General features: G+C 47.7%; 13 protein-coding genes. 6 read left to right on the top strand and 7 right to left on the bottom strand.

The window, feature by feature from the left end:
• The first annotated feature begins 234 nt into the window (after positions 1 to 234).
• Both ACW9SV_RS18325 and ACW9SV_RS18320 read left to right on the top strand, forming a co-directional pair.
• A complete protein-coding gene (locus ACW9SV_RS18325) occupies positions 235 to 1,818 on the top strand; it encodes a hypothetical protein (RefSeq protein ID WP_479558216.1) in 1,584 nt (527 codons plus the stop codon).
• Between the two features lie 271 nt (positions 1,819 to 2,089).
• Positions 2,090 to 2,440, top strand: coding sequence for a hypothetical protein (locus ACW9SV_RS18320; protein ID WP_479558215.1), 351 nt, complete (start codon positions 2,090 to 2,092; stop codon positions 2,438 to 2,440).
• Positions 2,441 to 2,792: 352 nt separating this feature from the next.
• On the opposite strand, the gene ACW9SV_RS18315 is transcribed toward ACW9SV_RS18320, so the two are convergent.
• Entirely contained in the window at positions 2,793 to 4,121 is a 1,329-nt protein-coding gene (locus ACW9SV_RS18315) for a tyrosine-type recombinase/integrase (protein WP_479558214.1), read from the bottom strand.
• Positions 4,122 to 4,527: 406 nt separating this feature from the next.
• On the opposite strand from ACW9SV_RS18315, the gene ACW9SV_RS18310 reads away from it, so the two are divergent.
• Entirely contained in the window at positions 4,528 to 5,049 is a 522-nt protein-coding gene (locus ACW9SV_RS18310; protein ID WP_479558213.1) for a 2'-5' RNA ligase family protein, read from the top strand.
• Between the two features lie 1,066 nt (positions 5,050 to 6,115).
• The gene (locus ACW9SV_RS18305; RefSeq protein WP_479558212.1) at positions 6,116 to 12,748 is read left to right on the top strand and encodes an MBG domain-containing protein; all 6,633 of its coding nucleotides are present in this window, start codon (positions 6,116 to 6,118) and stop codon (positions 12,746 to 12,748) included.
• A 156-nt stretch (positions 12,749 to 12,904) separates the two neighbouring features.
• Here the strand turns inward: ACW9SV_RS18305 and ACW9SV_RS18300 are convergent, their stop codons facing one another.
• The 5 genes from ACW9SV_RS18300 to ACW9SV_RS18280 form a co-directional block, all read right to left on the bottom strand.
• Complete coding sequence (locus tag ACW9SV_RS18300) at positions 12,905 to 13,156, bottom strand: hypothetical protein (RefSeq protein WP_479558211.1); 252 nt, start codon at positions 13,154 to 13,156, stop codon at positions 12,905 to 12,907.
• A gap of 85 nt (positions 13,157 to 13,241) precedes the next feature.
• Positions 13,242 to 14,105: a pirin family protein gene (locus ACW9SV_RS18295; protein WP_479558210.1), complete on the bottom strand. Its 864-nt coding sequence runs from the start codon at positions 14,103 to 14,105 to the stop codon at positions 13,242 to 13,244.
• 113 nt (positions 14,106 to 14,218) lie between these two features.
• Positions 14,219 to 15,631, bottom strand: coding sequence for an aspartate ammonia-lyase (gene aspA, locus ACW9SV_RS18290; RefSeq protein ID WP_479558209.1), 1,413 nt, complete (start codon positions 15,629 to 15,631; stop codon positions 14,219 to 14,221).
• Between the two features lie 171 nt (positions 15,632 to 15,802).
• Complete coding sequence (locus ACW9SV_RS18285) at positions 15,803 to 16,063, bottom strand: hypothetical protein (protein WP_479558208.1); 261 nt, start codon at positions 16,061 to 16,063, stop codon at positions 15,803 to 15,805.
• A 79-nt stretch (positions 16,064 to 16,142) separates the two neighbouring features.
• Positions 16,143 to 17,030, bottom strand: coding sequence for a DMT family transporter (locus ACW9SV_RS18280; protein WP_479558207.1), 888 nt, complete (start codon positions 17,028 to 17,030; stop codon positions 16,143 to 16,145).
• Positions 17,031 to 17,382: 352 nt separating this feature from the next.
• Between ACW9SV_RS18280 and ACW9SV_RS18275 the strand changes: the two genes are divergently transcribed.
• The gene (locus ACW9SV_RS18275; protein ID WP_479558206.1) at positions 17,383 to 19,275 is read left to right on the top strand and encodes an amidophosphoribosyltransferase; all 1,893 of its coding nucleotides are present in this window, start codon (positions 17,383 to 17,385) and stop codon (positions 19,273 to 19,275) included.
• A 105-nt stretch (positions 19,276 to 19,380) separates the two neighbouring features.
• Here the strand turns inward: ACW9SV_RS18275 and ACW9SV_RS18270 are convergent, their stop codons facing one another.
• Complete coding sequence (locus tag ACW9SV_RS18270) at positions 19,381 to 22,932, bottom strand: T9SS type A sorting domain-containing protein (protein ID WP_479558205.1); 3,552 nt, start codon at positions 22,930 to 22,932, stop codon at positions 19,381 to 19,383.
• Positions 22,933 to 23,570: 638 nt separating this feature from the next.
• Here ACW9SV_RS18270 and ACW9SV_RS18265 point away from each other — a divergent pair.
• Entirely contained in the window at positions 23,571 to 25,127 is a 1,557-nt protein-coding gene (locus ACW9SV_RS18265; RefSeq protein WP_479558204.1) for a GAF domain-containing protein, read from the top strand.
• Position 25,128 lies beyond the last annotated feature (1 nt).

Genomic DNA, 25,128 nt, shown 5'->3' with positions numbered 1-25,128 from the left:
AGGTCCGCATTGCGGCCCCCAGCCCCAGATAGCAGGCCCGCAAGGCGGGCCCTGCTATCCCTTTGCCTAAACTGAACCCAAAAGACGATGCCGAAAAGAATCCATAAAGCGCGACCCCAAGCACCAACTGAACTATCTATCTTTTATTTCATCCTTCCAAGCAACCTGGACCTGGGCTCCGTATTGCCAGAGCACCGAAGAAAGAAACGCCACCTACACGGCTTTTTATGCCACATGATCAACGACCGGAGGAGCATGGGCAGGAAGGGCGACGAGACAGATTCCTACGTCCCGCTGGATAGCAGGGTACTGGAGAAGATGCTGACCACAAAGGAGTGCAGGATGGTCATCCAAGACCTGAAAAGGGCCGAAGTGATAGAAGTTGATATGAAGTACAAAATAGGGACCAAACAGAAAGCGGGTAAATGCCGGCGCTATAGGTTCACTAAGGCCTACGCCAGCCAAGGCTTCAGGCGGGAGCCGTGCCGCAACAAACCGCTCCTCAAGAAGATCAAGGAGATGGAGCAGGTATCAGACTTTGGCGACGAGACGCTGGAGTTCCTGTACGCCCAGCTTTCGAGGATCGGCATCGACCTAAGGGGCGCCACCAATTGGGTGATCAAAAGGGCTCTCTGGAGAAAACTTGGCAGCAGGACGCGTCGCCCCATGTTTAGCGGCTCCGCTGCCCGGGTGTTTATCACCCGCATAAGTCTTCATCCTTGGCAGCTAGCAAACTGGCCCATAATGGGTAAAGAGGCGGCAAAGCCTTCAGATCGGTCGGTCATACCTCAAGAGACTCCCCCCCTCCTTCAGGTCAAGGCCACACAGCAGGGTATCGGCACCTGCCAAGGCACAGATGGAAGAGGTTGCAAACCCGCCGCATACCCCGGGTTTAAATCCGTGGATACAAGGTTCAACCAAGACACGGACGGCAAGAATAAGCTGCAAATCTACCATATGGCGGAAATTTTTATTAATTCATTTCCCCCTATAACTTCCATAATTACCATCAACATATCTCCTCTTCCTTACCATAACATTCTCCACTACGTTTCTCCCTCCCCCCTTATACCCATAGTCCTCACTTTTCTTGATTTCACCGCGTCCGCCCAGCTGTACCGCCTCGGGAAGATACACCGAGCCAGCACCGGTGAGACCCCCTGGGAGTTCAGGCCCAATGCAAAGACCGGGCGCCTGTTCACTAACCTCACCAACCTGAACCGGGACCTCAGGCGCTTCCTGAGGCTGGACAGCGGGCAGAGGATCGTGGGCATCGACATCGGCGAGTGCCAGCCCTTCCTGATCGGGGTCATGCTCCTAGAGAGGGCCAGCGCCCTGTGGCCGGGAGGGCTGCCCGAGGACGTGCTCCACTACCTTGACCTGACGCAGGGAAGGGGTTTCTACCGGTTCATCATGGACAGGTGCGGGGTAGCCGAGGAACAAAGGGACGCCTTCAAGAAGACCATCTTCGGGGGAATCTTCTATTGCTCGGACTGGAAGGCGGAGCACCCGGACAACCTGCCGGGCAGGACCTTCATCGGGCACTTCCCGAACGTGTACGCCGCGATCAAAGGGCTGAAAGGAAGGGACCGGAGCACTCTCCCGATCCTGCTTATGCGCAAGGAGAGCGAGATAGTCATCCACGGGGTGTGCCGGCAGGTGGCCGAGCTGGGGGACGAGGGTTTCTTCCTCGCCACGATTCACGACTGTATCCTCACCACGGAGGACAAAGTAGATGTAGTCAAGGAGCTGCTTGCAGGGATATTCCGGGAAAAATACGGCAGGGTGCCTATCCTCAAACCGGAGGAGATCAACTAGCGCCCCAATCCTTACGACAGTATTCCGATGCGAAAAGAAGAGAGCCGCTGGTCACACCAAATCGGCAACCTTTGCCATGGCCGGGGCCCACCCTGATTCGAGACAAAGGAAGCTTAGGCCTGTATGGCTCAAGCAATCCTACGGCCTGCCTTACAAAGACCTCAAGGCAGGTTATCCCGCTACCATTGTGGGCTGATGAGGCAGGTTCAGTATGGAATTACGCCAATAATGGGCTCCCTTTTAATCATTATTAATTATTAAATTCATAGAAATGGAAACCAACAATTTGGAGACCAAAAAAGAACTTGAAAAGGCAATGGCCTTAACAGAAGCATTTGCCACAATCGGTGAAGTGATCAGGAAGCATGGTTACATACTTTCTATCCCTGACGGTCAGAGTGAGGAGAACACCGAGCCAGAGACTTTTGAACTTCACCTGAAGGAATGGCTTGACAGGGCTGAGCTCGAGTTCGTTGCTACGGGCGACTGGCTGGGCACCCACAATTACCATGGCAAAGAGAAAGACGACAGTTACCACAACATGGTGCAAAGACGTGAGGCGTTTAGCCACCTTGTTAAGGCGATAATGAAGGCACAGGAGGTTTTGCGTCTCCCTGCTTGATGGCCGGTTAACTTCCCCAAGGCCAATTTTCGGAATGCGGCGCTCACGGATGTAGGTTTTAACGAGAGTAATCTTTAAAAGGCACAAGGAGCATTCTGTAGCCGTGCCGTTGCTTACGCTGTACTTCATTTTCTTTTGAAGGCTTGCGTTGACAAGTTCCGAAAGACCAAAAATTCAGGAACAATCCGGTCAGTAGATAATCTGATACCCTTATCGAGCTGTAGGCAATCGTTTACAGCTCGATTTTTGCTACCTATTCACATTAGAGATCAAGTTCTACCAAATTACACACTAAGGCTGGGTGTTGGAAACACTTGGCTTTAGTTCACCCGGAGGGGGCCCCAAAAAGGTATTATCCCATCTCTCCCACTTTGCTCCAGGCGTGGTCCATTTGCTGCTGCTTATAGGAATCGGTAAGCTTCACGTATTTGGAGAACTCCTTTTCAGTCTTGTGCCCCGAGATCTCCCGCACCACCCGTTCCGGCATCCCTAACTGTAGCGAGGTGGTGATGAAAGTCTTGCGGGCCACATGGAAGGTTAACACCTGCCATTTGGGGACATATTCCTCCAGGGTGCCGCTCCCCACATGCCTCAGGATCTTCACTGGGCCATCAAGCCCGATAGCCTTGCTGATCTCCTTGAGGTAATCGTTAGTCTTCTGCGCACTGATAACCGGCAGCGGCCTTTTTTGCCCTTGATACCGGCCAAGGATTTGCTGGGCGATGCCGGTTATGGGTATCACCAATGCCTTGGAGCCCGTGTGGCGGGTCTTGACAGGAAGCACGTGAATATGGCCATCCCTTATAGCCTCCCATCGAAGGTTCTCCGCATCTGAGAACCTCAGCCCCGTTAAGCAGGCGAAGCAGAACACGTCCCTGACCTGTGCCAGTCGCCCGCTCCCGAAATCATGGCGAAACATGCGCATCAACTCCTCCACGGTTAAGGTGTGAATCTCCTGCCCCTTCTCCTTGGGTGTTTTCCACTTCCGGAACTCCTGTCCCTGGTTGTAAGATCGCTCATCGGTGGCGAAGTGCAGGAAAGTCTTCAGGGACCGAAGGTGCTTGGCGATGGTATTGAATGCCTGACCTGCGTCTTTACCCAAGTACTCGGAGAAGGAATTTGGGAAACCTGTGGTGAAGAGGGTGAAATCCAGGGGCTTCCTCCTCGCCTTGGCATAGCGCGCAAGGTGGTTCCACATGGTCACGTAGTTCTTCCTAGTGTTCGGGGAGCGGTGGTGCTCCGCCATCCGGAGGAACTCCCCGAATGCATCCTCTAGGGACACCTTCTTAGGCCCCGTTTCCCTGAGGTTCAACCGGTAGACGATCTCCCGAACCTGCTCGCTGGTCGTCACCTTTCCTGCCAACAGGTTCTCTTCGTGCACCTTTTGGGTCTCGTTCAGCAGGTTCCCCAGATAGCGGTTCAGCTCGGGAGCTCCTCCCTTATAAACATTGGGGTTCACGCGCTGCTTCCCTGAGTCCCACTGCCTCTGGGTAACCTTCCGATCCACGAAAACTTTGACCGTGTGTTTGGGGAAGCGCAGATAGAGGAATATCTGTAGAGGTTTGGATTCCATGGTTTTCTCCATGGCTTTCCGTTCCTCCGCATTGCCGGAGGTGTTAACCCGCTCCTGTTCCTTCTCAGAAATGGCGCGGTCTAAATAGAGGTTGAGTGAGTAGCCCATGTGTACGCAACGGTTTAGGTTACGTACAAATATACGTACAACTTTTCTTTACTTCACCTTATTTTACTTATATCAAAAAACAACCCAAAAGTGCCACATAGGCTATAAAACGCAACCTTAAATAAAATCAAATTAAGGCAGTCTGATATAAACAAAGCCATTGTAGTCCTTACGGACTACAGAGTAACTATTGAAAAGCCAGAAGTAGAAATACTTTCTGGCTTTTTGCTTTTCTGCCCGTACGCATCAACGTACCCTTTTTATTAGTGCCTGATTTTCCTTCTAATCTGAAAGTCAGTGCTTTGCTTTATAAGGTTCTTTTAAAAACCTAAATGAAAGTTCTGAGTTCTTATAAAGACTCGATTATCTTAACTCCTTTCATTAAGGCTTCACCTCCTATAACATCATGGAAACCCCTCCTCTCATTTTAACCTTAACTTTGGAAAAAGAGGCCCTAAGCTACTTTGATGCCTTACGCAAAGAACACTTTCCGCCGGAGAGAAACTTTTTACAAGCCCATCTGACCCTATTCCATAAACTTCCTTCGGATGAACCGGCATTAGAAAGCGTGCTTTCTGAGATTTCGCAGCACCAACAAGTACTACCATTGAAAGTTACCGAACTAATTAGCTTAGGAAATGGGGTTGCTTTTAAATTGGAAAGTGAAGGTTTGAAGCAACTACATTCTTATCTACAGGGACTTTGGCAGCCCTTCCTTTCGGCGCAGGACAAACAAAAGCTGCGACCCCACATTACCATTCAAAACAAGGTAAACCCAGAAGTAGCAAAAGCACTGCAGGCACGTTTACAAGAAACCTTTACACCTTTTCACGTTAAAGGAATCGGCTTTACTTTATGGAAGTACCTTGGAGGTCCTTGGGAACAACATACTTACTTCCCTTTCCAGAAAGGCGGTCACCATAATTAGGAAAGAAATACCTTGAGGCAATATTACTGAGCTGGACTAGGGATTGTCTTTGTTCTTTGGCCTACATAGGGAGCATACCTAAACAATCACTTGAGCGAAGCTGAAAAGGAACCATTTCCAACTAGGCATCAAGTCTCTCAGTGATGGAGCACTAAACTGTGTATTAGATGAACCAATCACCTGCACTCCCGCAGATGCTGTGAAACTCTGCAACAACAAACAACAATTTGAAATGCCTCAATTTTCCTAAAATTTTGTATATCCTAATTCTAGACGCTGAGATTAAATCTGATTCTACAGCAGACTACCAGGTGAGTGTTGGTTTAAGGGTCAGCAGAAAGCCTCCTCCATTGACTCAGAAGTGCCTATGTTTACTCTGGCAGACTTTCAATTTGCGTAATTCTTGCCGCTTTGGTAGCAGCTTTGGTAGGTTTATCGCTTTCTCCTCTGCAGTTCTTCAAGACACCACCAGTAAATACCTAAAAATAGATAAACAAGTAAAAATTATAAAGGTTTGTAAATAATCAACTTAGAGAACCAGTCTGGTGCTCCTCTGCCTTAAGCAAAGCAAAATGCAAGGTTTTCGCTCTTCCATTTAATCTTTTTGTTAGCATGTTTTTTCTGCTCTAAAAATATATTATCTTTTATATATTTTATTTATAATAAAAATATTTATAATTATTACTTTGATGGAACTATTATCCATTCTAAAAGTGTAGTCGCATCAATTGTAGTTAAAAAATATAAAATTATTTGTTTTTAATGTAACATTTATATTAGTTTATATCGATTTAAGAAAAGGAAACCATGTGTTTCCTAAATATAATCAAAGTACTCCCCCTCTTTTACACCTCCCCCAGTTAAGTAGCTTACTCTTAACCAATTTTTGCTGTAAGCATCCATTGCAAAGGGTATACTATATCCTTAAAACACTATCAACTATACCTTTACATAAGTCCATCCCTGAAAAACTCAGCTAATTAAGATCAAACTTCAACTAGCTACTTTTATAATTCAACCTTTAAAACCTTTCACTTACCGAATAAAAGCCCAAATCTTTATTAGTATGTTTAAATTTGATCCAAACCAAATACCAAATCAGATCAACCCTTCTCATCTAAACAAAAATCATATGAATGTAAACTTACTTGCACTTGCAAAGGCAAACGCTAGGCGCTACGGGATACTGCTTTGCTTTTTAATTTTAGGCACCGTTGGTGCCTTTGCTTTAGGCGATGCATATGTAGAGGCTGGCTTACCTGCTCCTACTGTAACTTCAGATAAGGATGATTATGTACCTGGTGAAATTGCTCACATTACTGGAACAGGTTGGACTTTGGACCAACAAGTACATGTTGAACTCAAGGAAGACCCAGACTATCCAGATTTTCACGTTTACGATATAAAAGTTAATAGTGATGGTACCTGGCAAATTGATTACCCAATAGAGCAAAGGCATTTAGGGGTAAGATTTACAGTTCTGGTTTCGGGTATTGCCACAGGCCACCAAGAACAAACAGTTTTTACCGATGCCTTGGGAATAAACAGTGTGACTCCAACTTCCTTCTGTCTTGGCAGTACAGTTACAGTTAACTATACTGCCAATAGTAGTGGTGGAACAACCGCACCTTATATTGTACAACTAAGCAGTTCTTCTGGAAGCTTTACATCTCCAACTATTCTTGGTTCTACTAATGCAAATAATGCAAACGGAAGTAAGATAGACTTTACCGTTTCGATACCCAATAATATACCTTCTGGTACAGGTTATAAAATCAGAATGGTTTCAAGTGAATCAACTCCTACTATAGCTTCATTCCCAACCTCCTTAACAATAAATACACTTCCCTCAACTCCTTCTATTTCAACTTCCACCCCAACATTTTTTTGTGAAGGTTCCAGTGTATTGCTAACTTCTACAATTGCCACTACTTACCAATGGAATAAGGATGGTGTTGCTATTTCTGGAGCTAATTCAAAAACTTATTCTGCCTCAGAGAGTGGAAGTTATACAGTTACTATAACAAATGCAGGAGGTTGCGCTGCTACATCAGCAGCTACGGTTGTAACGAAAAATGCAGCACCTACTGTAAGCATTTCAGGTACTTCGTCCATATGTGTTGGAAGTACTACAACGCTGACGGCAAATGCAACTGCTGGAATTGGCACTATTACCAATTATCAATGGTATAAAGATGGAAATGCTATTAACGGAGCCACCGCTACAAAGGCTACCTATGATGTTAGTTCTGCCGGAAGCTATACAGTTAAAGTAACAAATAGCAATGGTTGTATTACAACATCTCCTGCTACTATCATCACAGTAAATCCTTTACCTGCTACACCTACTGCTTCTAGCAATACTCCTGTCCAAGCTGGTGGTACTTTAATTTTAACAGCTTCTACAATCTCTGGTGCTACTTATAACTGGACAGGACCAAATGGTTTTACATCAACGTTACAAAATCCTTCCATTTTTAATGTTACCGGGGCTGCAAGTGGCACCTATTCTGTAACTGCCAAGGTTGGTCAATGTTCTAGTTCAGCGGGAACAGTTAACGTAACTATAAATACTATTAGTGCAACTAATCTTACTGTAGCATCTGCAACAGGAACATATGGTGGAGCAACGAACCTTTCAGCCACACTTAAAACAGGTACAACTAATTTAAGTGGTAAAATAGTGAATTTTACAATTAATGGTAAACCAGCTGGATCAGCGGTTACAGATGCTAATGGAGTAGCAACTAAAACAGATGTTTCAATAGCGGGGATTGATGCTTCAACAGCTGTATTAACAGGAGCTATTGGAGCTTCTTTTACTGCTGATGAAAGTTATGCAGCTAGTTCTGGAAGCGGAAGCCTGACTGTTAACAAAGCTAACCAGACTATCAGCTGGACTGCTCCGGCTGAGATCACCTATGGCACAGCCTTGTCGGCTACTCAACTGAATGCCACGGTGGCGGGTGTCGCGGGCGGCTCGGCTGCTGGTACGTTGACTTATTCTCCTGCTGACGCGATTATACTGGATGCTGGTACGCATACCTTAGCGGTAACTGCCGCTGCTACTACTAACTACAATGAGGCTACTGAAACTGTAAGCCTGACCGTGAACAAGGCCGAGCAGGTGATTACCTGGTCTAATCCGGCTAACATCGTTTACGGCACACCTTTGTCCGAAAGGCAACTCAATGCCACTGCTTTGGGTGGTGCTACCTTGACTTACTCGCCTGAGGCAGGCACGGTATTAGGAGCTGGCACTCGTACCTTAACCGTGAATGCTGCCGAAGCTGCAAACTACAAAGCGGGCAGCAAGTCAGTAGAAATTATTGTTGATAAAGCGACTGTGTCGCCCGTTTGGACAGCAGGAACTTTAGAGCAAACCTATGACAACAAGGTAAAAACAGTAGTAGCTACTACTACACCTTCAGGCTTAACGCTGAATTATGACTTTGGCTCAGCAACACCTAAGGCTGCTGGCAACTACCCTGTTATAGCAACCATTATTGATGACAATTACTCAGGAAGCTTAACAGGCACTCTAGAGATTGCTAAAGCAAATCAAACCATCACTTTTGCTGAAATTGGAGATAAGACCTATGGTGATGCTGCTTTTGCCATCAGCCCAAGTGCCTCTTCTAACCTACCAGTAAGCATCTCCACCACCGGGAACATCAACTACAATGAAAGTACTGGTAAAATTACTATTATCGGTGCTGGTCCTGCAAGTGTAACCGCTACACAGTTAGGAGACGACAACTACAATGCTGCTACCACTGTAACCCATAGCTTTACGGTAAATAAAGCCAATCAAACTATTACGGTAGTTACTTCTGCTCCGGACAAAGCTGTTTACAACAGCAGATTTACTGTAGCAGCTACTGCATCTTCTGGTCTGACAGTAAGCTACGGTAGTGCTGATAAACTTAGCAACGTTGGTGCGCAATTCACAATGAACTCAGGCACAGGAACAGGTACTGTAAGCTACAGTCAGGCTGGTGATGCTAACTACTACGCCGCTACTGTAATAACAGAAACTGTTGCAGCGGAGAAAGCGAACCAAACCATCACCGTAACAACTGCTTCTCCAATCAGTGCTATTTACAACACCACTTTCAAGGTAGCCGCTACTGCTTCTTCAGAACTGCCTGTTACTTATAGCAGCTCTGCTCCATTGAGCAACATCGGTGATACCTACACCATGAACTCAGGAACCGGAACAGGTATTGTGAAATACAACCAGGCTGGCGACGACAACTACCATGCAGCTCCTGAAGTTACGGTAAATGTAACCGCCCAGAAAGCTGCTGCCATCATCACTCTAAAAGAAGATGATCTGTCGCAGACCTACAATGGTTCCGCTAAGACGGTTGGTTACAGCATTAGCCCTGCCGATGTAACTGGCGTAAGCGTAACTTATAGCCAAAAGGGAGCAGCGGTTTCTTCCCCAACCCATGCAGGCTCTTACGAGGTTCTGGCTTCGTTAACGAATGACAACTACAGCGGCTCCGCAGAAGGAACCTTAGTCATTGCCAAAGCCTCCACCAAAACGGAAGTTATCGCCGGCAATGCTATCTATAACGGTTCTGCTCATGAAGGTTCTGCCACTGTGAAGGGCGACGGCGGTTTAAATCAAGCTGTCACCGTTTATTATGTCGGTGTAGCACCAACTGTTTATCCTTCTTCTACCAACGCCCCAGTTAACGCCGGTACGTATTCCGCAACAGCTTCCTATGCTGAATCGGCTAATTATCTTGGCTCATCTGCTGAAAAAGAATTCACCATAGGTAAAGCTTCCTCCATAACTGAGGTTACCGTCCCAGCTGGTCCTTTCACCTATACTGGAAAGGCACAAACGCCAGCAACGGTAAAAGTAACCGGAGCAGGTAACTTGGAACTGACACCAACTGCCACTTACGTTGAAAACATCAAAGCCGGTACTGCCACAGCAAGCTATACCTTTGCTGGTGACGATAACCACACAGGGTCTGAGGACAGCAAGACTTTCATAATAGAAAAGGCCCCCTCTGAAACCATTGTTACCATCATTGGCGGCCCGTTCACCTATACCGGCTCGTTCATCACCCCGGCCACAGTTGAGGTGACCGGAGCAGGTGGCCTGAGTTTAACACCTACGGCAGAGTATAGTAACAACATCAACGCTGGCACCGCCACCGCCTCCTTCTCTTTCTCTGGCGATGAAAACCACATTGGCTCAGAGGGCAGCAAGACCTTCATTATTGGTAAGAAAGCAGCTTCGGTAGTAGTAGCTCCAAAAACAAAGGTGTATGGTGCTGAAGATCCTGATTTCACTGGTACCCTGGCTGGTTTCATTGAGGCGGATAAGGTGGTAGCTACCTACAGCCGGGTAGCTGGTGAAACAGTTGCTGCTGGTCCATACCCTATCTCTGCAACATTATCTCCTGTTTCTGCATTGGACAACTACGATATCACCAACACTCCAGCTACGCTGACCATCAGTGCTCGCCCTATCACTGTGAAAGCAAATGATAAGCAGAAAACCTACGGAGACGCGGATCCTGAGTTGACATATGCCATTATCGCCGGCTCTTTGGTGAACAAGGATGCCTTTGAAGGTGTACTTTCCAGAGCCGAGGGCGAGAAGGTGGGCTCCTATGCTATTGACAATGGAACTCTTGCTTTGGGCGACAACTACGACCTGACCTTCCAAGGCGCCCAACTGGTTATTGGAAAGAAAGCCGCATCTGTGGTTGTGGCTGCCAAGTCGAAGGTGTACGGTGACAAAGACCCTGAACTGACCGGCACGCTCACAGGCTTCCTGTCCGCTGACAAAGTGGTCGCCACCTACAGCCGCGCTACTGGCGAGAATGTGGGCACTTACGACATCACAGCAGCGTTAACACCGCAGACTGTGCTAGATAACTACGAGATCACTAACACTTCTGCAACCTTAAACATTACGAAGAAGGCCGCTTCAGTTACTCCAATTGCTAACAGCAAGACCTACGGTAGCTCTGAACCAACCTTAACCGGAAATTTAGCAGGCTTCTTGACTAGTGACAACGTAACAGCTACTTATAGCCGTGCCACGGGCGAAACAGTAGTGGGAGGTCCATACCAAATCTCTGCTACTCTTGCTCCAGTTAGTGTCCTTGGCAACTACGACATCACCTACAACACGGCCAGCTTCACCATCGGCAAGAAGGCTGCTTCTGTAGTTGTAGCTGCTAAAACGAAGGAGTACGGCGCTGCAGACCCTGAGTTTTCAGGCACACTAACCGGATTCCTGGCCTCTGACAACGTGCAAGCTGCCTACAGTCGCGTTGCTGGTGAAACTGTTGCCGATGGTCCATATGCCATTTCTGCTACGTTGTCTCCCGCCACTGTGTTGAGCAATTACGAGATCTCCAATACTCCAGCTACCCTTACTATCACCAAGAAGGCACTTGTAGTAACTGCACAAAACACAAGCAAGTATTGCGGACAGGTTAACCCACTCTTTACCGCTACTTATGACGGATTTGTGAATAATGAAGGTTTAAGTGTATTGGGAGGAACATTATCCTACTCTACCACAGCAAATGTTAGCAGTGGACAAGCTACTTATGATGTAACTCCTAGTGGATTAACTTCTAGCAACTATGCTATTACCTTCAAAAAAGGCGTACTAACAGTAAATGGAGTAACAATAGATGCATCTGCAAGCGGCCACCCTGTCCCAGTAGGTACGGCAGCAAAACTCTCTGCAACTGTTTTCCCTAAAGTTTCTGACGTTCAAATCACATTCAAGCTGGATGGTGTTGTTAAAGGTTCTGCTTTAACGGATGCCAATGGGGTGGCAACACTTCAAGTCACAGGCCTGACCGTTAATGTTTACCAGGTAGAAGCATCTACAGGAAGCGGATGCGGTTTATCTACAGCCTACCTTCCTGTCTATGACCCAACTGGTGGGTTCGTAACTGGTGGTGGTTGGATTAACTCTCCGGCAGGAGCCTATGTAAAAGATCCAGCAGCAGTAGGTAAAGCTAACTTTGGCTTTGTATCTAGATACAAAAAAGGTTCCACTACTTTAGATGGCGAAACAGAGTTCCAGTTTCAGGCAGGTAACTTGAAATTCAATAGTACCTCCTATGAAGCAGCCACCCTCGTGATCAGCGGCGCGAAAGCAAGTTATAGAGGTGTTGGAACCATTAATGGTTCAGGTACTTATAAGTTCACGTTAAATGCTATAGATGGCCAGGCATCTAACGGCGGCGGCTCCGATAAAATACGTATGAAAATTACCGATGCAGCCGGATTGACAGTTTATGATAACATGATAGGCACAGCAGACAATGCGGATATGACTACTGTTACAACTACCATCTTAGGAGGAGGATCCATCGTCATCCATGAAGCTGCTAAAACTTCTACCAAAACCTCTAGTGCTGTGGCTGTAGCTGAGTTGCCAGTTAGCCAAGAAGTGAAATTCACCTCTTACCCTAACCCATTCACAGACGAGGCTTCGGTTGAGTTCAGTGTAGACCAGGATGAAGCGTACAGTTTGGATGTTTATGATATGAAAGGTGCGTTGGTAAAACAACTGCAGAAAGGCAAAGCAAAAACTGCTGAAACTATTACTGCCAAGTGGGATGCCAAATCCGCAAATGTCGGGGTATACATCATCCGGTTGACCAAGGGCAATGAGGTGAAAACCTTGCGGGTAGTTCGCCAATAAAACTTCCCTTGCCTTAACAAGAAAGCCCCTTGCTTTAATTAGCAAGGGGCTTTCTTGTTATTTGATTTGTAGTCTTTTTCCGGAGAAAAGCTAAAAAGAAAAGCCGCTAAGAAGCTTTTCAATCAGTTGTTGTTTCGTTTTTAAGGAGAATGTATGTTAAGCTCCTTCTGGGAAAGGCAATCCGGAGATGTAGGGTTCTATGACGTCCATGTAGGAAACAGTGTGGTGAAAGGTTCCTACTACCTCTACGCCGTGTTTCGCCCATACTTCTAAAAAGGTGTTCTCATACGGATGCAGGGTAATGGACCAGCCTTTGTGATGCCGCAGTGCCAGGGCCTCCCCCTTCTGCGCCAACAATTCAGCCTGAACCCAAGGGGGAAGCTTTCGGAAAAGCGAATGTTCTAACATGTCAGGTAATCTATCTGAGGTTCTTCCCTAAAAGGAAAATAGGATGCATTAAGTTTCATTCACCGGTGGCGTTTCCGGCACCAAATCAATCCTCAAAGGTACCCATTTTGCCGCTTTCAAAGTCTTCTATGGCCTGCACCAATTCTTGATTAGTGTTCATCACGAAAGGACCATAGGTGGCCAGGGGTTCTTCTATGGGTTCGCCAGCAAGTATTAGAAAAGTGGTATCCTCCTCAAAGATGAGTTCCATGCCTTCCGCGTCCCAGCCAAATACCACCAGTTGTTTTGTTTGGGCAGGCTTGTCATTGTGCAAACGAAGGCTTCCTTTTACCACGTACATTCCAACGTTATACCTCTCGGGTAAGGCAAGCCGCAATGTTGCCCCTTTCGGCTGAAAGACATCTAAAATGGTAATGGGTGAAAAAGTCTGGGCAGGTCCGGCTACCCCGTTGTACTCCCCAGAAATAACTCGAATGGTTCCCTTTCCTTCTCCAGGGGTAATCACGGGGATGGCATCCTTTCTAAGTTCCTGGTACCGGGCCGGAAACATCTTGTCCTTTTTGGGCACGTTTACCCATAACTGAATCAATTCCAGAATGCCTCCTTGCCTGGCAAACTCCCTTTCGTGGCGTTCTTCGTGCAGGAGCCCGGCCCCGGCTGTCATCCACTGTACATCACCCGGTCCTATTTTCCCGCTGTAACCCGCCGTATCCCGGTGCGCCAAGTATCCCTGGTACACGATGGTTACGGTTTCGAAACCCCGGTGCGGGTGCGGATCTGCCCCCAAAGGTTGTTCGGTGGGCTGCACCTGCATAGGACCGGTGTGGTCTATGAGCAAAAAAGGACTCAGTTGCCGGATACGGGAGCCAGGCATGGGGCTGGTTACCTCAAATCCCTCCCCCACTTTTTTCTGCACTCCGTCAATTACCTGGAATATTCTTCGGTTCATTCTTTCTATTGCTTTCAAAGGACACGAAAATAGATAGCCATTTTCCTCCTTCATCTTGACTTCTGCTTTACGCTTACTTTTACCAAAACACCTTCTAAACTCTGGCTTTGCATTTACCCATTGATATACACCGGATGGATCATGTTCTCAAAGGAATAAATCTCGTCCCATTTCTGCTGGGTGATCAGTTTGCGTTCCAGCACCACAATCTGTTGGATGGATTTACCAGTGGCTTGGGCTTCTTTGGCAATGGAGGCAGCGGTTTCGTAGCCCAACAACGGGTTGAGGGCCGTCACAATACCAATGCTGCGCATCACCCCCTCGCGACAGACATCCACGTTAGCCACAATACCATCCACGCATTTGGTACGCAGAGTGTTGATGGCGTTAATCATGTAGTTCATAGAAGTAAACAAACTGAAGGCAATCACCGGCTCCATCACATTCAACTGCAGTTGCCCCGCCTCAGCGGCCATGGAAATGGTGACATCGGCGCCCATCACATAGAACGCAGTTTGATTGACCACTTCCGGAATCACGGGGTTTACCTTACCGGGCATGATGGAAGAACCTGGCTGCATGGGTGGCAGTTTAATCTCGTTTAATCCGGCTCTAGGTCCGGAGGATAGCAACCGTAGATCGTTGCAGATTTTGGAGATCTTGAGGGCACTTCGTTTCAGCATGGCGGATACCAGCACGTAGGTGCCCATGTCAGAGGAAGCTTCAATCAAATCTGGAGCCAGGTGGATGGGCAGTTTGGTGATCTCCGCTAGGTACTTGGTACAGAGCTCTGGGTAGCCTTGCGGCGCGTTGATGCTGGTACCAATGGCGGTTCCGCCCATGTTGCACTCCGTGAGTTTGCGCTGGGCTTCGCGCAGATGCTTGATATCGTCGTTGATGGTAGTGGCGAAACTGTGGAATTCCTGACCAAGCGTCATAGGAACGGCATCCTGTAACTGGGTGCGGCCCATTTTCAGAACATCCTTGAACTCCTCGGCTTTGCGCAGAAAGGATTTCTTCAGATCGGCCAAGGCCTTCAGGTACACATCCACCTTCAGGTGCACCGCCATCATAATGGCCGTGGGGTAAGTATCGTTCGTGGATTGGGAACAGTTAACGTGGTTATTGGGGTGCAGAAATTCATACTGTCCTTTTTGGTGCCCCAGGTACTCCAGACCAATATTAGCGATTACTTCGTTGGTGTTCATGTTCACCGAGGTACCCGCCCCGCCCTGGATCAGATCCGTCACAAACTGGTCGCGGTACTTGCCAGCGATTAACTCATCACAGGCAAAGATGATGGCTTCGGCCAGTTTCTTGTCCAGGACCCCTAGGTCACGGTTAGCCATAGCGGCGGCCTTTTTCACATAGGCAAACGCTACAATGAACAAGGGTTCAGAGGCATTGGTGATGCCCGTGATATTGAAGTTTTCTAAAGCCCTGAGCGTTTGAACGCCATAGTAGGCGGTGTTGGGGATCTCTTTCTCGCCCAGGAAATCGTGCTCTATTCTGAAGGTCTGGTTCATGCAACGTGGCTTAGGTGACAGATGATGGGAATCATTTGTTTCCTTACCGTATTTGCCGAAACTTTGTTCTATATACGCCCAGATGGCAGCCACGCTATTCTCTTCGCAAGGCACTAAAGTGCGTTTACAGAAAGTTTTTTCAAAAAAAGGCGAAAACCAGCGTCATGAGGATTACACCTTTACAAACTTCACCTTGATGATGGTGGTGAGATAGTCATAAATCTCTGTTACCTCTTTGTCATAGAGAAACATGTTATAGAAATCTGCTTCCACTTTGCTCACCCTGCAACCGTTTTCTACCATCTGGAACACAACTTCCCTGATGCGGAGCGGATGGCCCGCCAGGTTAAGCATACAAGTGGCATCCTGGGCCTCTACCATCAGGAAGAGGTGGTGCAGAGCGTCGTCATCGTATTGGTTTTGGTCCGTCATTTTTGCAATTTTTGTATTTCCTTCAACGCCCGAGGCGCAAGCAAGGTGCCCTTTATACGGTACTTTTTGAGCTAACTGCTTAGTTCGTTTCTTTTTTTGGTTTGCTTACCAGGTATACTCCGCCGAAAATCATGGCGGCATATAGCGCTTTCTGCCACGTAAACAGGTCTTTCCCTAAGCTCACAGCAATGAGAATGGCAAAGACGGGCTGCAGGTAAATGTACACCCCCACCAGGGCCGGACTAGCATATTTCATAGCCCACACATTCAGAAGGTACGCCAGAATGGTCATGCAGATGATGACAAACGCGATGGCTCCCCAAATGGGAAGAGGGAAGGTTGTATACTTTGGTTGGATGACCTGGCTTATCCCGAAAGGAATCACCCCCACAGAGCCCGCTAGAAATACCCGGCTCACCACCGTAATAGGATTGTAGCGCTGCATCAGGGGTTTTACCAGCACCAGGAAAGCCCCGAAACAGGCTGCGTTCACTAGCATCAGGATATCGCCTAAGATGTTACCTTGCGCATTCCCGGCCTTTCCCGAGATCAGCATCATGGCCCCCAAACCAGCAAGCAAAATCCCCACCATCCGGAACACCTGGATCCGTTCCTTGAGCAGGTACGCAGACAGGAGCACGACCACAATAGGAGAAACCGTCTGGATGAGGGAGGCATTGATGGGCGACGTCAGGTTTAAGCCACTGAAAAAGGAAAGCTGGTTCAAGGTAATGCCAAACAACCCGCAGAGAATGATTCTGACCCAATCGTTTTTGCCCTGGATTTTCTCTTTCACCACAAAAACGGAAATAGCCCCAAACACCAACACCGCACTCACCACCCGTATTACAATCAACCCAAACGGCTGCACGTAGTCTGGCATGATCTCCTTGGCAATGCTATAATTAGCCCCATAGATTAGGGCCACCAGAAACAAGGCGCCATGCACCTGTACTTGTCTGTTCATGGCCGCAAAGGTAGGCAACGTGGGTTAGCCCCACCTAATTAGTTCTCCTGTTTAGGAGTTACTTTCTGGAAATCAAGGCATAAACCTTTTTGCATAAAAGCTTAAACCTCAGCACCTTTTGCATTATTAACAGGCCCTGTATCACAAAACTCAGGGTTTCTTCCAGGGTAGGTGCCTCTCCGTGTTTACTCCATCAAAAAAGGGATGTAGGCACACAGAAAATAGTTTTGAAGGTAGCAGGTTACGTATTTTTACTCTTACCTTTGCATGCCTTTTCGGCCGAGCTTTCTTGCTTGCCAACTGGGCAACCGGTAGCCATTGAACACGTGCTCCCGCCTTAAAACCTATTACCATGAGTGATGCGATAAAACATGAGTGCGGAATTGCCTTGGTCCGCCTCCGCAAACCCCTAGAATATTACGCAGAAAAATACGGCACTCCCATGTACGGCGTTCAGAAGATGTACCTGCTCATGGAGAAGCAACATAACCGCGGGCAAGACGGCGCCGGTTTTGCCAGCATCAAGATCAACGCTACCCCGGGCACCGAGTACATTGCCCGTTACAGGTCTGTGAAGACCAAAGCCATTGACGCTATTTTTGGGAAAATAAGCGAGAAATACGGCAAGCTGAAACGAAAGTACCCCGAGGATTCGAAGAACATTGAGTGGCTCAGACAGAATCTCCCCTTCATGGGCGATGTGTATCTGGGCCATTTGCGTTATGGAACCCACGGCGAGAACAGCGTGGACAACTGCCACCCCATGGTGCGCGAAAACAACTGGCGCAACAGAAGCCTGGCCGTGGCCGGTAACTTCAACATGACCAACGTAGACGAGCTCTTCAACGTGCTCACCGACCTCGGTCAGCACCCACGCCAGAAAATAGATACCGTAACGGTTCTGGAGAAAATCGGGCACTTCCTGGATGAGGAAAACCAACGCCTGTTTGACTACTTCAAACCAGACAACAACAACGAGCAGATCACGGCTCTGATTGAAGAGCACCTGGACCTGCAGCGCGTGCTGCGCCGGGCCTGTAAAGACTTTGACGGCGGTTACGCCATGGCGGGCCTTACCGGTTACGGAGCTTCTTTCGTCGTGCGGGATCCTTCGGGCATCCGGCCAGCTTATTATTACATGGATGACGAGGTAGTAGTAGTGGCTTCTGAAAAACCCGCCATCAAAACTGCCTTCGGGATTGAGTACAGCCAGATAAAGGAAGTCTCCCCAGGGCACGCCCTCATCGTAACCAAGAATGGCGAGGCTTCTGAGAAAGAGATTTTACCTGCATTGGAGAAGAAATCCTGCAGCTTTGAACGCATCTACTTCTCTCGCGGTAACGACCCGGAAATTTATCAAGAGCGCAAAATGCTGGGCAAGCTTTTGAGCCCACAGGTACTCAAAGCGGTTAACTATGATCTGGAGAACACCGTTTTCTCTTACATCCCCAACACTGCTGAATCTTCTTTCCTGGGCATGATGGAAGGTGTGGAAGATTACCTCCGCTCCTACCGCCGTACTGCCATTGCTGAAGCTGATGGGGACCTGGACAAATTGGAAAACATTCTGTCTTTCCGTCCGCGGGTGGAGAAATTGGTCATCAAAGACGCCAAACTCCGCACGTTCATTACCGACAATGACTCCCGCGATGATCTGGTGGCTCACGTGTATGACACCACCTACGAAGTAGTGAAGAAAGGCATTGACACCGTGGTCGTAATTGACGACTCCATTGTGCGCGGGACTACCCTAGAGAAAAGCATCATCAAAATGCTGGACCGCCTGGGACCTAAAAAGATCATCATCGTGTCTTGTGCCCCGCAGATTCGCTATCCCGATTGCTACGGCATTGACATGTCTAAGATGAAGGAGTTTGTGGCCTTCAGGGCGATGATGGGCTTGTTGAAAGACACCAAACAAGAGGCTCTTGCTACCGAGGTATACCAGAAGTGCCAACAAGCCTTGGTTTCTGGAGCAGCCAAAGAAAAGAACTTTGTTCAGGAGCTGTACGACCAGTTTACCCCCGAGGAAATCAGCGGCAAAGTAGCACAGATAGTGAAAGCCTCCAACGTGAAGGCCGAAGTGGACGTGATCTTCCAAACCGTGGAAAGCCTGCACGAAGCCTGCCCTAACCACCTTGGCGACTGGTATTTCACCGGCAACTTCCCTACGCCAGGCGGTATGAAAGTTGTGAACCGGGCTTTCGTGAACTTCATGGAAAACAAAGAAGGACGCGCGTATTAAATTCCCAGTTCTTAAAGGTGCCAAATGATAAAAGAAGAGGGCCGGTTCTGTTTGAACCGGCCCTCTTCTTTTTGGCTGTTTTCTAGAAAATAAACATAAAATGGTTTACAATTTCACAAACCGCTGCTGGACCAGTTGGTTTGCCGTCTGTACTCGCAGGATGTAATTGCCCGCTGGTAATTGCTGAACCGGTACTATGGAAGTAGCTCCGTTTACGACTGGCTTAATTTGCTCAACCCGTCTCCCTTGAGCATCAATAATCTCCACCAAAGAGGAAGCATCTAATGTAACGTTGCTTAAGTGCAGGTAATCACGGCTAGGGTTAGGATACAGGGTAACGTGGGCCAATGCCGCACTCCCAGCCTGAACACTTACTACCTTGCTGTACTCAAATCCTCCGTCCAGATCAATCTGTTTGATGCGGTAGTAGGTGGTGGCTGAAGGCGAAGTGGTGTGTACAAATTGGTAGCGCTGCTCTATGGCACTGTTACCTGATCCCTTCACTTTGCCTGCATACATGAAGTTCTTTCCATCCAACGAGTATTCAATTTCAAACCGGTCATTGTTGACCTCTGACGCAGTGGCCCACTGCAGTTGCACCCCTTGGTTTTTCCGTTCTGCCTTTACATCCAGCCAGGTAACCGGCAGAACAGTTTCCATATTCGCGATGGCCATTTGCCCGAATGCAGCCATAAAATTTCGTTTGGCATACCCACCAGCCACGATGCGGCCCTCCTTATTGGGGGCATCCAAGGTGCCTCCTCCGGTGGTCCAATCTTTACCACTGACAGAGCCTAACGGCCGTACCAGCAAGGAAAACTTATTATCAGACAGGTTATTGAAGCCCAGCAAAGAAGCTTTGGCAGTGAATTTACCGGAGGCAGGTGTTACATTTGGCTCAACATACCATACGCCCTCCGTTTCTACGTGAGTGTAGTTGTAGCTATCTTCCACCAGGTACAAGTCACTATCCAGGTGATGGGTCAAAGGCTTAAAACTTACCACAATGCTCTGGAAGCCATTACCCGCCAACCCCAAAGAAACCAGCTCAAACTTCCGCTTACCAGAGGCATTCCCAACAGGGAAAGCATAGGTACCACTACTTCCTACCGCTCTTCTCAGGTTACCTTGGATGTAAAACGTGGAATCTGTTAGTTGCAAAGCGGAAGCTTCTTGGTTTAACAGGGACAACTCATGTACATCCGTTTTGAAGGTCCCGCTTTTATGCGTGAAGACATTCTGAACATTGACTGATTTAGACAAAGTTACCCCACCACCTATTTTAGCAACCGTCAGGTTGGCGACGGTACCTGGCAGAGCATCGCCGGTGACCATTTCAGAGTTTCCAATAAAACCATAATTAGCTTGAGGCGAGAAGGCTCTGGTTCCGCTAACCCGCACGTTTCCATCCATGGTACCTGTTCCGCTTTGCTTGATGCCTTGGGGTGAACCATATAGCAAGGTAGCTCCGGGTTCCAGGACAAAATTCCCGGTTCCGCCCACGGCCCTGTTACTTGCAATTTGCAGTACGGCTGGTGCTTTCACGGTAAGCGTACCCGCCACATCAAAATTTGCGCTGAACAAGTGGTTACCAACGTCATTCAGGGTATTGGCTTCTGTGGCAGTTAAAAGAAGGTGATGGTAGGTGATCTTTTGTGAACTTCCGTAAACACCTCTTATGGATTGATTTTGACCGTTAGTAGAACCATAGAATTCAATAGTGCCGCCCGTTAGATTGTAGGGTGAATTTCTACCGTTTAACTCTGGCAGTGTTCCACTGGTTTTACTTGTCCTAAACAAACCACCCGTCATGGTTAGCCCTCCATCTCCTTTCAAGGTTTTGTTACCAATGTCAAAAATAGCATTGGGTAGAATGGTTACGTTCTGGGTAACAGTAGTGGTTGTGGAAATGGATTTAGAAGAAACACCTACCTCATCTTTCCCACTAACCAGCACATTATAATATAGGTAGTTGTTGCCTCCTCTTAAGACCTGGTTTCCTGTTCCTGCCAACTCAATGGCACCTCCGGTTAGTTCGTACGCACCGGTAAGTTGGGGCACAATAGTGCCTAAGACACTCGTTTGGAAAATGCCCCCACTCATCACCAGTTTCCCAGATCCGGTCACATCACCGTTAGAAGAAGTAATCAAAGTGCCTTGCTTGATTTCCAATCTTCCCCCTTGGGCAGTTAGGCCTGTATGGCTGGAGATGCCAAAGGTGCTGGAAACCGTCACAGAGGTAGGATTGTCAATGATGATGACTTTTCCGCTGGCAGTGGCTAAAAAGGCATTACCAGTTTGTTGCGGGACTTTTCCGCTGTAAATGAAAGTAGCTAGTTGGTTGAAGGCCCGCCGGCTATCGGGGACCAGAACGTTTCCAGTGGCTCCCGTGCTATTGATTCCTTGGGCACTGGTAATGTACAGCGTTCCGCCCTGACTTAAGTTGAAGTAGCCCTGGCCTTGCACCTGAAAACCATTGTTGGAGGTATCTGTCCCAAAATCCAGGGTAGCACCATTCTCAACAGTTAAGGTACCTGCATACACTGAGTTGATGGGGTTGAGCCGCAGGTGTTGCCCCAACCGCACCATAGCCCCGGTTCTCACAACCAAAGAGACGTGGTTCACCGGTCCCCCTGCCTGAAGGGTTTGCCATGTAGTTCCTGAAAATCTGATTCCACTGGTGGAGGTACTGACCGTACTGCTATTGTTGATAGTGGAAGCAGCATCGGTGACCAAGTTGCCTTTTAAGTCAATGGTGGAGATGGCTGCTGAACTAGACGTTTGGTTTAAGGTGAGGGTAGCCCCTTGAAAGGTTAGGTGTCCTGTAATTTGAATAGAACCCGTGCCACTGCTTTGGTTTTGCAGAAAATATGTTCCTCCAGTCAAGTTTACATCTTGCCCAAAATGTAGAGACAAGTTAGAGCCTGCTAAAAGCAGAAGCGAGGAAGTTGCCGGAAGAGTAGCATTAAAGGTCTGGGCCGCCAAAGGAGCCGAAGAATCGGTGAGTTGCCAGTTGCTACCAGCAAGGGCCGGAGCAAGGGTTAGTCGGCCAAACCAGTAGCCATGAGCCTGGGCGGAAAGACGGGTACCGCTAAATAAAAGGGAATTAGCCGCCGCGGCTTCAATCCTAACCTCAGAGGTAACATCCAGGACCTCGGTCCCCGCCCAGATGAGGGAAGTGGCTTTATACGTTGGAGCCTTAATAATGAGTTTTGAATTTGCCTGTAGTTGCAACAAGCCTCGGTTGTCAATTTCACCTTCTTGCACCAGTTCCGCTGATGCGCCTACAGACAAGGTATTGGTAGTTAACAAGCTGTTACCTGCCAAAACAGTAAGGGATTTCTGGGCAGTGATTTGCACATGAGCAAGTTGGAGCGCTCCTGAAACCTGAAGAGCATGCTCCACGAAAAGTTTACCGGTAATGGGCAATGGGTAAGTGGCCGGCACCCAAGTGCCTTGGTTTGTGAACTGTTCCACTAAACTAGTTCCACCAGTTTGGCTTAAGGTTCCCGCGGAGGTGGTTCTATAGTCTCCGGGGGCGTAAGTGGTAGAACTTTGAGCAAATGCGGGAAGAATCCTGAAAAATGTGAAGGCCCACATCACCATCCATCCTCTGAAAACAAGAAAGCCTCTTCTGGTTTTGCCTGCTGCAACCATAGTGTAATATAATTAAATGTTTAAATTCATTATTTGATTATTACTATTATTGATAGAGCAAACCAGAATACATCTTCAGAAGTTCAACCAGCAATCTAGCTTTTAGTAGGTATAAGAAGTACTAACTGGTATTCACATTTGAAAAATCTAAATGAAGTGAAGCACAGAGACGATTTAACTGGTTTAAACCCTGTTTTCAGAAAAATAGGTCTTAAAATGTACAAAGAAAAAATATTTTAAAAATGATAACATTCTAAGAAGCACATTGCACATAAAGCTTCAAAGTGACTACAACTCTACAGCAACAACAGTTAATTATCATATTTAATAAATGAATGATGCTAAGTAAATGTAGGTTCTTATTTATCATTCGGTGCTTAATTCCTGAAAGCAGTCATAAACCTTCTTTCAATTGTAAGCCTCCATTTAGAACCAACCCATCTGTATAAACACGCAACGGCAGGAATACTAGGTTTTTGAAGTTCCCTTTTGTGTAGTACATTTAGCCCGTATTTTTGAAATTGACAGACCCATCTTCTACTGTTTTTTCGTAGGTCTGGCATTTGTTAGTAAACAGTGGAAGTTAATCTTTTGCTGTCCCCCTTTAGTTTACAAGTTGCCTAACGCAGTGCTACCCTATGGAGAAAAAACAAGCTCCCATTAGCTTTACCATTGAAAAGAACTATGATTCAGAGTTTTGTGGCAGTATTCCGCTGCACTTAGTAAACCTGATTCAACCCCATGGAGTGCTGCTTACCCTAAACACCCAGAACCTGGAGGTTGTACAGGTAAGCGAAAACGCGGAGCAGCTTTTGGGCATTCCGGCCTCACAAATTCTGGAGCAACCAATTTCCCGTTTTCTACCAGACCAGCAGTTTAAAGACATCAGGGAGAAGGTGCAGGGACTAAGCAGTCAGGTGAAAATACCGTTTAGCCTCACCTTTCTGGTGCTGGGGGCAGAGAAGACCTTTACCGCCCTGGTGCACCCCAAAGAAGAGTATGTCTTGATTGAGTTGGAAGACAACCAAGACTCCTCTACTAAAGACTCTTTTCTGGAATTATACCAGCAGATCAAATACCTGACCTCTCTCATTAAACAAGCCGAGAGCACCAAGGAAATAGCCCAGATCACGGTAGAAGAATTGAAAAAACTTTCGGGTTTTGACCGGGTGCTGGCCTACCAGTTTGACCCGCAATGGAACGGAATCGTTATTGGCCAGGCCAAGGAAGAAGACATGGATGATTACATGGATCTTCGGTTTCCGGCCTCAGACGTTCCCAAACAGTCAAGGGATCTGTACTTCAGCAATCCCTACCGGTTAATCCCCACCAGGGCGTATACCCCCGTGCGTTTAACCCCGCTCATCAACCCCATTTCGCAACGCTTTACAGACCTTTCTGACTGCAACTTGAGAAGTGTGGCTACTGTGCATTTAGAGTATCTGGCCAACCTGCAGGTCATGGCGTCCATGTCCCTGCCGCTAATCATTGACAACAAACTTTGGGGGCTTATTTCCTGCCATCACAAGAAACCCAAAAACCCCAGCTACGAGCTACGCTCGGCCATGGAGTTATTGTCTGGCATCGTTTCGGGGCAGTTAGCGGCAAAAGAGCGCGAAAAAACAATGGGCTTGCGGGCGCAATTACGGGGTATCCATGCGCAGTTGCTGGAGCAACTGTACACCACCCCCTCCTTCTCTGACGGTTTACTTTCTGGCGGTACCAGCATTCTGAAGCTTCTAAACCTTTCAGGCGCGGCTGTGTTGTTTGAGGGCGGTGTCTGGACAAGTGGCGACACCCCTGCTAACCAAGATTTGAAAGAATTGATTTTTTGGCTCCGCCGGAATAAAACGGACAGGCTTTATGCCACAGATACCCTTCCCCAGCAATACATGCGGGCACGGGACTACAAAGACGTGGCCAGCGGGCTTATTGCCTTGCCCATCAATGCCGAGCAGGGCGAATATATTTTGGGCTTCAGACCCGAAGTATTGCAGACGGTGAGTTGGGGAGGTGACCCTAACCGAGCCATCCAGATGGAGCCTGACGGTAAGACCTACCATCCCCGCAATTCATTTGCCACTTACCAGGAAACGGTGAAGCATACTTCCCTCCCCTGGCTGGAAGAAGAAGTGGAGGCGGCTGAAACATTAAGGAGCGCTGTCTTAGAAAAAATCATCAAGGAAAGATATTGAG

This window comes from Rufibacter sp. JT20002 (assembly GCF_056491185.1).
The sequence above is the reverse complement of the archived record's forward strand: the minus strand, read 5'-3'. Positions and strand labels throughout refer to the sequence as shown.

Excerpts from the sequence above, each read along its gene's own strand:
- ACW9SV_RS18325 (WP_479558216.1), top strand. The coding sequence starts at position 235 with ATGATCAACGACCGGAGGAGCATGGGCAGGAAGGGCGACGAGACAGAT.
- ACW9SV_RS18320 (WP_479558215.1), top strand. The coding sequence starts at position 2,090 with ATGGAAACCAACAATTTGGAGACCAAAAAAGAACTTGAAAAGGCAATG.
- ACW9SV_RS18315 (WP_479558214.1), bottom strand. The coding sequence starts at position 4,121 with ATGGGCTACTCACTCAACCTCTATTTAGACCGCGCCATTTCTGAGAAG.
- ACW9SV_RS18310 (WP_479558213.1), top strand. The coding sequence starts at position 4,528 with ATGGAAACCCCTCCTCTCATTTTAACCTTAACTTTGGAAAAAGAGGCC.
- ACW9SV_RS18305 (WP_479558212.1), top strand. The coding sequence starts at position 6,116 with ATGTTTAAATTTGATCCAAACCAAATACCAAATCAGATCAACCCTTCT.
- ACW9SV_RS18300 (WP_479558211.1), bottom strand. The coding sequence starts at position 13,156 with ATGTTAGAACATTCGCTTTTCCGAAAGCTTCCCCCTTGGGTTCAGGCT.
- ACW9SV_RS18295 (WP_479558210.1), bottom strand. The coding sequence starts at position 14,105 with ATGAACCGAAGAATATTCCAGGTAATTGACGGAGTGCAGAAAAAAGTG.
- aspA (WP_479558209.1), bottom strand. The coding sequence starts at position 15,631 with ATGAACCAGACCTTCAGAATAGAGCACGATTTCCTGGGCGAGAAAGAG.
- ACW9SV_RS18285 (WP_479558208.1), bottom strand. The coding sequence starts at position 16,063 with ATGACGGACCAAAACCAATACGATGACGACGCTCTGCACCACCTCTTC.
- ACW9SV_RS18280 (WP_479558207.1), bottom strand. The coding sequence starts at position 17,030 with ATGAACAGACAAGTACAGGTGCATGGCGCCTTGTTTCTGGTGGCCCTA.
- ACW9SV_RS18275 (WP_479558206.1), top strand. The coding sequence starts at position 17,383 with ATGAGTGATGCGATAAAACATGAGTGCGGAATTGCCTTGGTCCGCCTC.
- ACW9SV_RS18270 (WP_479558205.1), bottom strand. The coding sequence starts at position 22,932 with ATGGTTGCAGCAGGCAAAACCAGAAGAGGCTTTCTTGTTTTCAGAGGA.
- ACW9SV_RS18265 (WP_479558204.1), top strand. The coding sequence starts at position 23,571 with ATGGAGAAAAAACAAGCTCCCATTAGCTTTACCATTGAAAAGAACTAT.